The organism is Moraxella sp. DOX410 (assembly GCF_032248735.1).
In the GTDB taxonomy this organism is placed as follows: Bacteria; Pseudomonadota; Gammaproteobacteria; order Pseudomonadales; family Moraxellaceae; genus Faucicola; species Faucicola tetraodonis.
Genome location: NZ_CP135138.1, coordinates 1,786,201 through 1,799,329 on the forward strand (window position 1 = coordinate 1,786,201; position 13,129 = coordinate 1,799,329).

The following is a 13,129-nucleotide window of genomic DNA, read 5'->3' on the forward strand; positions in this document are numbered from 1 at the left end:
CTTACTCCAGTTGATTGTTCTCATAATCAAATGGGTAATCAGTATTTTTATATTCTAATATTGGACTATCAAAATACTAAGGTTGCCTAGATTCACATAGTCTGCTTAGCAATCAGCTAAATCCTATCAGTGATTAATAAATATATACCTGCTTCATAACCCTATTAAATCCTCTCAGTGATATTCATATTAATAAATAAATGTACACCTAATTCACAATATTACCCATAAACTCAGTAATTTCCCGCAAAACTTTAATCATAGCCCTTAGTTTCACAAGAGAATGTGCAAGTTGCGAAATAATGGAGTTAGCCAATTTTTAAATGTCAAATTTATGACATTTGTCTTTCGGATTCAAAAAAATTACCACTCCAAATAGCACCAAAGCTCCTTATGCTTTCTTTACATGGGTTGAATTATTGGCGCTATAAACACTTGAGATTTTAAATAGTGTCAAAAGAATATGCCTTTGCTACTTACTACTCTTTAACATAAACTTCCAAAATTTGAAGCAGGCTGAAATTTATATTGCGTTTTCCAGCCCTTATGAACTACTATTAAGCGAATATCAATCAAAATCACCCTAATGTTTTATGAATAAATTTTAGGAGCTAAAAGGTGGAACAAGACGGAACAAGAAGAGAAAAACTCATGTTAAACAGAGAAAGGCGACTTGCTGAGCTTGATAGGTTAAAGGTAATTTTGAGCAAATTACCTGAAAGGGAGTTAAATTGGATACATAGAAAGTTTTACGGAATGAACAAAAATACATATTCGTTATCTACGCCATTAAATCATAGGAAACTTTTCGAACAGGCAATTTACAGAAATTTTGAAAAAAATGTTACAAATGGTATTTTGTTCGCATGGCAAGAATTATATAAGGCTTGGATGGAACACTTCATACCGAGTGAAAATTTCAAGTGGTTTTCCAGCAATATTCAGATACAGCTTTTTATACTCTATCATTTGAAAAAATTAGGGATAGAGCTTAAGATTCTTGAAACTCATGAGCTTAAAAATACAATTATAGAAATTATTGAAACCCATTATTTTGAAATAGAGGAGGGTATTTTTAAAATAGATGAATTACCAGTTTTACAACTTTATCCTGTAGATGTAGTGGACTATAAAAAAAATTGGCTAAAATTTTTTGATATCGCTAAATCAGAATGGAATGATTTCCAAAAGAGATATATAAAATTTCGTTGGATTAATAGAAAAAATACTGCTCTGCTAAATTGGATCTATACTTATAAAAGAAGGGATGGAGAAAAATTTTTATTAAATTTTTACAAGCCTACAGACAGTGATTATGATGGTAAATATGCACATATATTATTATCACTTAATCTCCTAGATAACACACCAAGAGAGAGAATGTATCTCAATAGCGCTAAAGTTGGCAAAAAATATCAAGAAAGCTTCCAGCAAAATGTTTTAGAAAAACTGCATGCTTCATGGGAGAAACATAAGGAAGCTAAACGAAAAAAAGAGAATAAAACACCTATCAAGTTCAATAAAAAAACGTTAAAACAACTGGATGAAATTATTGAAAAAGAAAGGACTACGATAAAGAAAGCGATTCAAAAGGCTGTTGATAATTATTATAAAAATTTGAAAGCTAATGAACCTAAGCCTAGAATGAGAAATAGCAAAAAGAAAAAACTGAGAGCTTTTCTGTCAAAGCAAATTTTTGGGTATTATATTTATAATTATAATCTTCCTAATGATAAACTAAGCAATTACCATTATGTGCCATGTACCCTACTAAGTACCCATAAAAACATGAATAAATCAGAATCCTCATGAAATCAATAATTTAGGCATTAAGAATGGTGCGCTCGGCGGGACTCGAACCCACGCCACAGGCTTCGGAGACCTGTACTCTATCCAGTTGAGCTACGAACGCTTTGATTGGGATTGAAAAAAAGCAGTGGGCTATTTTAGCAAACTTTTCGTACAATAAGCAAATCATCAAAATTACTGCTAAAAACTGCTCGGCAAAGTTGATAGCACACATCAAATAAGCATAGCTTTTTCAGATAATTTTCCCTTATAATAGTATGGAAAATAAATCTGTGTAACATTTATCGCATCAACGGATACAATCGAGCAATCTAATGGCTCATATTGTCCGTTTTAAAAGTATTACGATAATTTAATTCACCTGTTTGAGAGAACGTGACGAATGAAAAAAGTAGTGATGTTATCAGCGGTTACTATGCTAAGTCTTGCGGGTATCGCTGTCAGCCAAGCTGAGGATAAAGCCAGTGCCCCTGCAGCGGCATCAGCTACCGCTAGCGCTTCAAGTACCGCGACAGCCTCAAGTACTGCAACTGCTTCAGCCCCTGCATCCTCTGCCGCTCCCGCAAAAAAGGAAGCAGAAAAAGCACCTGAAGACCCACCTCAAGTTGCAAAATTGGTTGCATTATACCCAAATCTAATCGCACGTATTGCCCCACAAGGTAAAGTTTGTTTTGAAGGTAAAGAGTGTGATATCACTATTGCCGCTGCATTGGGTGCCGCTGATCCAGATAAACCACGTGAAGGCAAAGTAATTTATGAAGGTGTTTGCCATACTTGTCATACTGCAGGTCTGTTAGGTGCACCAAAATTTGGTGATAAAGGCGCTTGGGGTCCCCGTATCGCTAAAGGTACCGCTACCCTTCACCAACACGCGCTACAAGGCTTTAATGCCATGCCAGCCAAAGGCGGTAACGCTGATTTGCTAGATGTGGAAGTGACCAATGCGGTTGATTATATGGTGTCTCAATCCAAATAGTCATTTTTAGTCCAGATGAAGCCTATCAACTGATAGGCTTTTTTAATTGTATCATTGATATAATTTAACTTAACTTAGTGCATTCAAATCTTTAAACTGTCCAACCCATCCCCATTAAGGTCTCACCTTTAACCAGAACCTGCATTGCTATGGCAAATTTTGACACTACCATCCCTGCTCTAAAAATCTCCCAGCTTACCAAAACCTACCCAAATGGTTTTGCTGCACTCAAAGGCATTGATTTGACCGTACCCCAAGGTGGATTTTTTGCCCTACTTGGTCCCAATGGTGCGGGTAAATCCACCACCATTGGTATTATCAGCTCGCTATTTAAACCCAGCTCAGGCTCGGTAGAAATTTTTGGGGTAGATTTGCTTAAACAGCCTGCCAAAGCCAAGCAGTTCTTAGGCGTGGTGCCGCAAGAATTTAACTTTATGCAGTTTGAAAAAATCGAAGATATTTTGATTGCCCAAGCAGGTTATTTTGGTATACCTACCAAGGAATCTCGCCCGCGTGCCGAAAAACTGCTTAAAGCATTGGGTCTTTGGGAAAAACGCGATGACAAAGCGCGTATGCTCTCTGGCGGCATGAAACGCCGTTTGATGATTGCGCGTGCTTTAATGCACCGTCCCAAACTGCTGATTTTGGATGAGCCGACTGCAGGGGTGGATATTGAACTGCGCCGCTCGATGTGGGATTTTATGCAGCAAATTAACACGGAAGAAGGTACGACCATTATTTTAACCACCCATTACCTAGAAGAAGCTGAGCAGCTGTGTAAAAACATTGCTATCCTTGACCAGGGTGAAATTCGTATCAATACCGATATGAAAAGTTTGCTTACCAGCCTTGATGTGGAAAGCTTTGTGTTTGATTTGGCGCAACCTTATCCCGCACGCATTGCGTTAACCAATGTGGTAAAAACCAAGCAGCCAGACCCGTTGACCCTTGAAGTCACACTCAAAAAAGGCGACAGTCTAAATGACGTCTTTGCCCAGTTAACTGCTCAAAATATTCAGGTAGCCAGTATGCGTAACAAAGCCAATCGCCTTGAAGAGCTGTTTTTGGGGATTGTTGAAAATAATTTGACTGAAAAATTGGAGAATTAACATGGATTTTCAGCACCAGTTGGTCGCATTTAACACCTTGTTAGTCAAGGAAATCCGCCGAATTCTTCGCATTTGGCCGCAAACGCTGTTGCCCCCTGCCATCACCATGAGTTTGTATTTTATCATCTTTGGTAAAATGATTGGCTCTCGGGTTGGCGATATGGGCGGTGTCTCCTACATGCAGTTTATCGTGCCTGGCTTGATTATGATGTCGGTGATTACCAATAGCTACTCCAATGTGGTATCGAGTTTTTTTGCCACCAAGTTTCATGGTAATATCGAAGAAATGCTGGTCAGTCCGATTTCTAAACATACCATTTTACTGGGCTTTATCGCAGGCGGTTTGTTTCGGGGATTGACCATTGGCGCGATTGTGACGGTGCTCGCGTTGTTTTTTACTCAGTTATCACTGGTGCATGCATTTGTCACGATTTTTACTGTGGTGATGACCTCAGCATTATTTTCGCTGGGCGGTATGATTAATGCGGTATTTGCGCGCTCGTTTGATGATATTTCCATCGTACCCAGTTTTGTGTTGACACCTTTGACATATTTGGGCGGTGTGTTTTATTCACTTAAAGATTTATCAGGATTTTGGCAAAACATATCGCTACTCAACCCCATTGTTTATATGGTCAATGCTTTTCGCTATGGTATTTTGGGTCATTCAGATGTCAATGTATGGTCATCTTTGGTGGCGATTGGGATTTTTACCGCGATATTTTATGGCATTGCGTATTATCTTTTAGCAGATGGCTCACGCGTTCGTTTATAACTTAGATAACTTAGTTAAATTAAAAAAATATGAAACCACTTGAAACTCACGGTATTTTGGGTCAATCCACCAGCTATCCAAAAACCTACGCCCCCGATATGCTCTACCCCATTCCCCGCGCATTAGGACGAGCAAACCTAGCGCTGCCTGCTGACGCCTTAAGTATTGGCATGGACTGGTGGCAGGTTTTTGAGATGTCTTGGCTGAATTCGCAAGGCATTTCACAGGTGGCAATGGCGCGCCTTGCCATCCCTGCCACATCGGACTATATTGTCGAATCAAAATCGCTCAAACTGTATTTTAATAGCCTAAATTTCACTGAATTTGACAATCAACAAGCTGTTAAAGCAACGGTGGAAAAAGACTTATCGGCTTGTCTAAAAACCGATGTGACGCTTGAGATTTTTGAAGTAAACATCGCAAATAGCTTACCCATCAGCGCGCCACAGGGTGACTGCATTGATAACGCGTTGGATAGTAGCGATAAAAAAATCGCCATTGTCAGTGATGTCGATCCTTCAAGTTTGACCGTTGCCCATCAAGGCGCCTCTGATAGCCAGTTACAAATCTTGCATTCGCATCTGCTGCGTTCAAACTGCCCTGTCACCAATCAGCCAGATTGGGGAACACTGGAGATTCAGATAGATAGCCAACAAATTGACTGCGCAGGACTGCTTGAGTATATTTTGAGCTTTCGTCAGCATAATGGCTTTCATGAACAATGCGTGGAGCAGATTTTTAGTGATTTAACCCAAGCCTTTGCGCCAAAAACGCTCATGGTACGCGCATGGTACACACGCCGTGGCGGGATTGATATCAATCCTTGTCGGGTGAGTGATGTCAGTTTGTTGCCGTCACCATCACGGCTCAACCGTCAGTAATATTCGCTAATAATAATCGCCAGTAAGCTAGTCGCATTTTTATCAAAAAAAGCGTATGCTATGTTTTTCAAAATTTTCCTGCCTAAAACTAAGTTTACCTAGTAGTTGGCGGCAAGCAATACCCAGAAGGATTACCGCATGCAAGCAGTCGGTCAACTCATGCTCGATATTGAAGGCACAGCGCTTAGCCTAGCAGATGAAGCACTGCTACGCCAACCGGAAGTTGGCGGCGTGATTTTGTTTGGACGCAATGTAGAAAGCCCTGAGCAAGTACGCGAACTGACCGATAGTATGCGTGCCATCAAGCCCAATATTCTAATTGCCGTTGACCAAGAAGGTGGACGTGTCGCTCGCTTGCGCGCGGGTTTTTCGCCGCTACCTGCGATGGGTAAACTTGGTGAAAGGTTTGAGCATGACCCGATCACTGCGCTTGATCTGGCTTATTGCGCGGGCTATTTGATGGCAAGCGAAGTACTAGCAGTTGGGATTGATTTTAGTTTTGCGCCTGTACTTGATATCAATGGGGTGAGCCGCGTGATTGGGGATCGCGCGTTTCACGCCCATCCGATTGCAATCACTGCCTTATCTGCTGAATTTATGCGAGGCATGAAGCTTGCTGGAATGGCAACCACGGGCAAGCATTTTCCCGGTCACGGCTCAGTTGCACCGGATTCTCATGTGGATGATGCCACCGATGAGCGCAGTTATGATGAGATTCGCCAATACGATATGCAGCCATTTATTCGCAACAAGCCGCTACTGGATGCACTCATGCCCGCTCATGTGGTATTTAGCACAGTTGATAACAAACCTGCAGGGTTTTCATCGATTTGGCTGCAGCAAATTATCCGTGGCAAACTAGGGTTTAATGGGGTATTGTTCTCCGATGACCTGTCGATGAAAGCGGCACATGTTGCAGGCGATGCAGGTGACCGTATTGCGGCTGCTTTAATAGCAGGTTGCGATATGGGACTATTGTGTAATGACCGCCCTGCTGCCTTGGTCGCGCTTGAGCGTTTGCAAAAACAGCCGACACTGCTCAATACCACCAGCCAACATCGGTTATCTACCATGAAAGGCAATATCAAAGGCTGGCGGGGCTCACTGGCTGACTCAGCCAAAGACTGGTCACATTGGCAAAGCAGTCAGCGTAAGGTGCTAGAAAATTTCTTTGCATGACTTTTGTTAAAACAAGCCACTTTGAAAAAATCGAATTCAAAAAAAACAAATTCGAAAAAAAGCACCTTTCAAAAAAGGCAACGCGGCAACGTTGCTTTTTTTATGGCTACTTTTTCATAGCTATTTTTTTAGCTACTTTTTGATTCATCAATTGACATAGCGTAATTGGCCAATCAGTTTTTGCAAATGCTCACTACTTAACTGACTCCAAATGTTATAAAAACAGCCATTGTTTAGCACTAGGTAAGCCAGCATTTTACCCTGTGGGTTATTGCCCTCTCGCCCAAGCGTCACATAACTGCCATCGGCATAGTTTTTATGATAGGCCCAGCCCCCATACAAGTCACGCTTAGACGTCGTACCGGCATTGGCTACGCCGTAAGCACTGCGCAAAGGCCTGCCTTTATAGTTCTTCAAATCATACGCCACTGCAAAGCCACCTGAAAAATTGGCAGCGCGTGATTGTGCAGTTTTAACATTCACTGATGAATGATTAGCAATGGCTAAAATTGGGCAATATTTATAATCAGATTGTCGCCATTGTTGTTGATAAATTGGGCTAACTTGGCTACTTTTGAGTGACGCATGCGATTGCCAAGGTGATTTTGGCGGCCTAGTAGTCGCTTGGGCTGTATTGACAACTATGCAGCCACTTATCGCAACACTGGTCATAGCAAGTTGATAAAACATCGTTGTACTTCGTATCATATTCAGGGTCTCACGCGATTTTATTTTAGGTTTGTTATCAGGTAAAGTTACGCTATTGGCAATTTATCTTTACGAGCTTATCTTCTAGTACACTATATGACCCTAGTATATAGAGTAGATAATTGTTCATCCTAAAAAAGTGTAGCCCAAACGTTGTTTTTTATAACAAATTTGCAAACGCGATAAATAGATAAGGCATAAAAAAAGCCTTTAATTCATTGAATTAAGGGCTTTTTTAGAATATGGGGCGAATGATGGGACTCGAACCCACGACAACCGAGATCACAACCCGGGGCTCTACCAACTGAGCTACATCCGCCATAAGGTAGGTTTTACAGACTAGCAAAATGCGCGCCTGACAGGATTCGAACCTGTGACCACCCACTTAGAAGGCGGGTGCTCTATCCAACTGAGCTACAGGCGCATAAAAAAAGCCTGCTCGGCTCTTGATTCATCTTTTTAACTTGGGTAAGTGTAAAAGATAAATGGTCGGAGTGAAAGGATTCGAACCTTCGACCCCCTGGTCCCAAACCAGGTGCACTACCAAGCTGTGCTACACTCCGATTGCCTAACTAGGCTTAATTGTTACTTCAACACCTTAGCAATGGTGAGCTTAAAGGCTATCATCGCTAAGTGGTGCGTATATTAAAGCAAGTTAGTTAGGCTGTCAACGACTTTTTTCAATATTTTAAAAACAGGTTATGGTTATTAACGCCTATCTTTTGAGCGTGGCGCCAAACGCGAGCATACGATCTAGGGGTTTTTTAGCTTGTTCGATTAGCTGCGCATCAACAAAAATCTCGTGCGGTACGGCGTCAGGCGTGCCTACTTTCTCCAGTGCATGGATGATTTGGTCTAAATCATTCATCGCCATCCACGGGCAGTGCGCACATGAACGACAGGTTGCACCTTCCCCACGCGTCGGCGCTTCGATAAACACCTTATCTGGCGCGGCTTGCTGCATTTTATAAAAAATACCGCGATCGGTCGCGACGATGAACATCTTGTGCGGTAGGGTTTGCGCCGCTTTAATCAGCTGACTGGTGCTACCCACGGCATCTGCCATTTGGGTCATCTCAATCGGTGATTCAGGGTGCACTAGCACCGCCGCATCGGGGTACATCTCTTTCATAGTTTTTAGGCTACGGCTACGGAACTCTTCATGCACAATACAAGCGCCATCCCACAGTAGCATATCTGCGCCCACTTTTTGCTGGATATAACGCCCCAAATGCTGGTCAGGTGCCCAAATGATTTTTTCACCTTGGCTGTCTAGATGGTCAATGAGCTCAACCGCGATACTCGATGTCACCACCCAATCTGCCCGCGCTTTAACAGCCGCTGAGGTGTTGGCATACACCACCACAGTACGGTCAGGATGCTGGTCACAAAACGCGCTAAAGTCTTCAATCGGACAACCCAAATCTAGTGAGCAAGTAGCTTCTAGGGTTGGCATTAATACCGTTTTTGCAGGACTTAGGATTTTAGCGGTCTCGCCCATGAATTTGACGCCTGCAACAATCAGCACATCAGCATCACTATCACGCCCAAACCTTGCCATCTCTAAACTATCCGACACGATACCGCCAGTGGCTTCGGCAATTGCTTGGATTTTTGGGTCGGTGTAGTAGTGAGCAATCAACGTGGCATTATGCTGTTTTAACAAATCGGCAATGCGCTGTTTTTTTTCTGCAAATTCGGCATCGTCAATCTCAATATCTTGGGGTATACCGAGTTTATCGAGATGTTGTTTGACAATGTCTTTGGCGGACACTGCTACTAGTTGCTCATTATTCGCTAATAGAGGATTGGCTAGCTGTGTAGTTGCTTGTGGCGTACTTGATTGTTGCATGAAAAACTCCTTCTCATGAGATGACTTACCCATGTCTATCACAGGTAAGTAGCAATTCATTGATTCTCCTGCTGTTACTATAGCAAACTTTTTTGCACAAGGTGAATCAATGGCGACTAGTAACTGATATAAGGGTAATTTGGCTAAATTAAATACTGTGACCCATTAAAATCTTATTAAGGTTCATTCATGACGCTTTTGCTTTTACCAAACGTTTTAACAGCGCGCGCTCGCTATAGCCGATTAAGCCAATATAGACCAGTAATAAGGTATTGGATAACCAAAAATTCATTTGAAAAGCACTGACGATTATCACGCTAAACAGCATCAGCGTGCCCAAAAAGAAAACGATTTTTTTGGTTCGGTAAGGTATCGGATAAAAATGCTGTCCAAGCGCGTACGATACTACCATCATGAGGAAATAAACAAAAAGCGTCACCCATGCCGACACCATAAAGCCGTATTGTTTTAAAAACAGCATATGGAGCAAAATAGTCAGCCCCGCCCCAAGCCACGAGATGGCTGAGCCAATCCCAGTACGGTCAGTTACCTTATACCAAGTTGATAAGTTGTAATAAATCCCAAAACATAGGTTCGCAATGACGATAATGGGCACGATATTAATCGCTGTCCAATAGCTGGGATCGGTGATAAATAACCGTTTGAGCCATGAAATATTAGCAATAATCCCAAGCGCCACCACCGATGCAAATAAAGCAAAGTACTCTGTCATCATCGCATAAGTATGTTTGGCATTGGCGTGGTGCATTTGTTTGAATAAAAAAGGCTCAATCCCCATCCGATACGCCGTTACAAACAAAGTCATTAATACCGCCAATTTATAGCAGCCACCGTATGCCCCCGCATCGCCTTTATCAATCATATAATATTGAATGATTTTATCGAAGTTTTCATTCACCATAAACGCCAACCCTGCCAGCATGACCGGATAAGAATAGCGAATCATACGTTTGAACAAGGCTTTATCAAAATGCCAGCGTACTTTTTTGATAATTGGAAACAGCATCATAAAAGTGGCGAGACTGGCAACTAAATTGGCAAAGAACGGATACGCCACTTGCTCGGTCAAACCGAAACTTTTGGCAGCCTCAATAGGCACAAAGCGAAATAGGGCAATAACCACCACAGTCTGTATCAAAATCGACACCACACGCACCACCGAATATTTCACAGGCTGGTTGTGATAACGTAGCCAAGCAAACGGAATGGTACAAATCGCATCAAAAAACGCAATCCAAGCAAACCAGCGCAAAAATTCAGGATGATTGCCATAATCCATCAGGATTGATAGCGGATTGCTAAAGAGCAACACCATGACCAAAAAACTGCCTGCCAACATGGCAATAAACCAAAACGCCGTGCTAAACACATTTTTTTCGGCGGCGCCTGTTTTATCTTCTCCTGAAAAGCGAAAATAAGATGTTTCAAAACCAAAAGTGAGCACAATATTGATAAAAGCAATCCAAGCATATAGGCTGGTAAAGATAGCAAAGGCTTCTTTATCAATGTAATTGATATACAACGGATTGAGTAAAAAGGTAATGACACGGGGTAAAATCGCACCGATACCATAGATAATGGTTTCACCTAACAGTCGTTTGATATTCACAGGCTATCCAAAGTTAATGTCGCTTGATGGGTTTTAAGGTTGGCTAATAATAAGGCTTTTGGCGTTGTAGCGCTAACAAAGCGTGTTGCACTTCTTGCACTTTTTTCTCGGTCAATAAATTGCTGATATTAATCCAAATCCAGTGAAAGCCATACCCGCCGTCCTGCATTTCAATTTTGGCATGCTCAATCGTCCAGTTTTGTACCAAAATGCGATACATAGCAACGGTAATACCCGTGCGATCTGAGCCGTGATAACAATGCACGAGCACCTTGTCGCCACGCGCTTGGTGCCACAAAATATCATACAAAATTTCAGCAAGTTGCTGCGGCTTAATCGCCCAAGTCATCAATGGGTGATTGATAAAGGTCAGCGGTAAGTTGGCTAAATTTTCTTCGTTATCATCGCGATCAAAAAATCGTAAATTGATAAGCGTATTGATGCCGTATTGCTGGATAATACCAATATCATCGGGCGTCAGCTGCTCACTACGAAACAGCTGCTCATCGATTTGATAAAGATTGGCATGTTGACACCGTAATTTTGCCCAAGTAGCGGGACGAAAATGCTGCGCAAATGGCATGTCATTGACCTAGTAGTATGATGAATTTATGCGACATAATAGCCCAAAGTGGACAAAAACGCACCGAAATTTACCTGTAAAAAAACCCAATCGATATTGGGTTTTTTGACGTAATTAACAGCAATTGTTAGCTAAAGAAGTTTCACGCTTAAACATCCAAGTAATCTAGGATACCTTTAGCGGCCTCACGACCTTCCCAAATCGCGGTTACCACCAAGTCTGAACCCCGCACCATATCGCCACCTGCGAAGATTTTTGGATTCTTAGTTTGGTACTTATAGGTTTGTAATTCAGGTGCAATCACCCGTCCGCTATTATCCATCTCAATGCCTTGGGTGGTAAACCAATCAGCAGGGCTAGTACGGAAACCAAATGCCATAATCACCGCATCGGCTGGCAAGATTTCTTCTGAATTGGGAATAGGCTCTGGGCTACGACGACCACGGTTATCAGGTTCGCCAAGTTTAGTGGTTACTACTTTAACACCGGTTACTTTACCGTTTAAACCGATAATTTCAATCGGCTGACGGTTAAATAAAAACTGTACGCCTTCTTCACGCGCGTTACGCACTTCACGGCGTGAGCCTGGCATATTCTCTTCATCACGGCGGTAGGCACAAGTCACAGAAGTTGCACCTTGGCGGATACTGGTACGGTTACAGTCCATCGCAGTATCACCACCGCCAAGGACGACCACTTTTTTACCTTGTAAGTCGATGTACTCTTGTGGGTTCGTTTCCCAACCTTGGCAGCGGTTGACGTTTGCGATTAAAAAATCTAACGCATCATACACGCCAGATAACTCTTCACCGGCATAACCGCCACGCATATAGGTATAGGTACCCATACCCATAAACACCGCGTCATACTCAGAGAGTAACTCATCAATAGTGACATCTTTACCGATCTCGGTATTTAAACGAAATTCAATGCCCATGCTCTCGAAGACTTCGCGGCGGCGACGCATGACATTTTTTTCCATTTTAAATTCTGGAATACCAAAGGTCAGTAGTCCGCCAATTTCAGGGCGTTTGTCAAATACCACAGGTTTGACGCCATTACGGACCAATATGTCAGCACAGCCGAGACCGGCAGGACCTGCGCCAATCACCGCAACTTTTTTATCCGTCCAAGTCACACCGCTCATATCTGGACGCCAGCCTAGCGCAAATGCAGTATCGGTGATGTATTTTTCCACGTTCCCAATGGTGACTGCCCCAAATCCGTCATTGAGAGTACAAGCCCCTTCACACAGACGGTCTTGAGGACATACTCGCCCACAGACTTCTGGCAACGTGTTGGTTTGGTGGCATAAATCTGCCGCTTGGAAAATATGACCTTCGGTAGCCAGTTTTAACCAGTTTGGAATGTAGTTGTGAACGGGACATTTCCATTCACAATAAGGGTTACCACATTCAAGACAGCGGTGCGCTTGGTCAGTTACCTTGTCTTGCTCAAAGGGATAGTAAATCTCAACAAACTCGTGAGTACGGGTATTAATGTCTTTTTTTGAAGGGTCGACACGTGCGACGTCTAAAAACTGAAAATCGTTGTGTAATCGTTTTGCCATGCCCCAATGCTCCTAAAGCAATGCTCCTAAGTGAGTGGTATCCAGCGATTCACTGTA

11 protein-coding genes and 4 tRNA genes are annotated in these 13,129 nt (G+C 42.4%); 6 read left to right on the forward strand and 9 right to left on the reverse strand.

Features of this window, described 5'->3' with window-relative positions:
- Positions 1 to 618 precede the first annotated feature (618 nt).
- Positions 619 to 1,812, forward strand: coding sequence for a hypothetical protein (locus RNZ41_RS07965; protein WP_065253751.1), 1,194 nt, complete (start codon positions 619 to 621; stop codon positions 1,810 to 1,812).
- 24 nt (positions 1,813 to 1,836) lie between these two features.
- Here RNZ41_RS07965 and RNZ41_RS07970 read toward each other — a convergent pair.
- Positions 1,837 to 1,912: transfer RNA gene (locus RNZ41_RS07970), tRNA-Arg, on the reverse strand.
- A 279-nt stretch (positions 1,913 to 2,191) separates the two neighbouring features.
- Here RNZ41_RS07970 and RNZ41_RS07975 point away from each other — a divergent pair.
- The 5 genes from RNZ41_RS07975 to nagZ all read left to right on the forward strand — a co-directional run bounded on the left by RNZ41_RS07975 (position 2,192) and on the right by nagZ (position 6,729).
- Complete coding sequence (locus RNZ41_RS07975; RefSeq protein ID WP_007116371.1) at positions 2,192 to 2,785, forward strand: c-type cytochrome; 594 nt, start codon at positions 2,192 to 2,194, stop codon at positions 2,783 to 2,785.
- 149 nt (positions 2,786 to 2,934) lie between these two features.
- The gene (locus tag RNZ41_RS07980) at positions 2,935 to 3,894 is read left to right on the forward strand and encodes an ABC transporter ATP-binding protein (protein WP_007116372.1); all 960 of its coding nucleotides are present in this window, start codon (positions 2,935 to 2,937) and stop codon (positions 3,892 to 3,894) included.
- Between the two features lies 1 nt (position 3,895).
- Positions 3,896 to 4,669 carry an ABC transporter permease gene (locus RNZ41_RS07985; RefSeq protein WP_007116373.1) on the forward strand — a complete coding sequence of 258 codons (774 nt, stop codon included), beginning with the start codon at positions 3,896 to 3,898 and terminating at the stop codon, positions 4,667 to 4,669.
- A 29-nt stretch (positions 4,670 to 4,698) separates the two neighbouring features.
- Entirely contained in the window at positions 4,699 to 5,550 is an 852-nt protein-coding gene (gene queF / locus RNZ41_RS07990) for an NADPH-dependent 7-cyano-7-deazaguanine reductase QueF (protein WP_159675986.1), read from the forward strand.
- Positions 5,551 to 5,688: 138 nt separating this feature from the next.
- Positions 5,689 to 6,729 carry a beta-N-acetylhexosaminidase gene (gene nagZ, locus RNZ41_RS07995; RefSeq protein ID WP_144917231.1) on the forward strand — a complete coding sequence of 347 codons (1,041 nt, stop codon included), beginning with the start codon at positions 5,689 to 5,691 and terminating at the stop codon, positions 6,727 to 6,729.
- A 147-nt stretch (positions 6,730 to 6,876) separates the two neighbouring features.
- Here nagZ and RNZ41_RS08000 read toward each other — a convergent pair whose 3' ends face one another.
- The 8 genes from RNZ41_RS08000 to RNZ41_RS08035 all read right to left on the reverse strand — a co-directional run bounded on the left by RNZ41_RS08000 (position 6,877) and on the right by RNZ41_RS08035 (position 13,072).
- Positions 6,877 to 7,419: a hypothetical protein gene (locus RNZ41_RS08000; RefSeq protein ID WP_314027034.1), complete on the reverse strand. Its 543-nt coding sequence runs from the start codon at positions 7,417 to 7,419 to the stop codon at positions 6,877 to 6,879.
- A 261-nt stretch (positions 7,420 to 7,680) separates the two neighbouring features.
- Positions 7,681 to 7,756, reverse strand: a tRNA-His gene (locus RNZ41_RS08005).
- A gap of 31 nt (positions 7,757 to 7,787) precedes the next feature.
- Positions 7,788 to 7,861, reverse strand: a tRNA-Arg gene (locus RNZ41_RS08010).
- Positions 7,862 to 7,923: 62 nt separating this feature from the next.
- A tRNA-Pro gene (locus tag RNZ41_RS08015) sits at positions 7,924 to 8,000 on the reverse strand.
- A 152-nt stretch (positions 8,001 to 8,152) separates the two neighbouring features.
- Positions 8,153 to 9,289 (reverse strand): quinolinate synthase NadA, encoded by a 1,137-nt coding sequence (nadA, locus tag RNZ41_RS08020; protein WP_219330906.1) that lies wholly within the window; start codon positions 9,287 to 9,289, stop codon positions 8,153 to 8,155.
- A gap of 187 nt (positions 9,290 to 9,476) precedes the next feature.
- Entirely contained in the window at positions 9,477 to 10,919 is a 1,443-nt protein-coding gene (locus RNZ41_RS08025; RefSeq protein WP_314027035.1) for a lipopolysaccharide biosynthesis protein, read from the reverse strand.
- 43 nt (positions 10,920 to 10,962) lie between these two features.
- Positions 10,963 to 11,502: a tyrosine-protein phosphatase gene (locus RNZ41_RS08030; RefSeq protein WP_282849088.1), complete on the reverse strand. Its 540-nt coding sequence runs from the start codon at positions 11,500 to 11,502 to the stop codon at positions 10,963 to 10,965.
- Between the two features lie 148 nt (positions 11,503 to 11,650).
- Positions 11,651 to 13,072 carry an FAD-dependent oxidoreductase gene (locus tag RNZ41_RS08035; protein ID WP_095356380.1) on the reverse strand — a complete coding sequence of 474 codons (1,422 nt, stop codon included), beginning with the start codon at positions 13,070 to 13,072 and terminating at the stop codon, positions 11,651 to 11,653.
- Positions 13,073 to 13,129 lie beyond the last annotated feature (57 nt).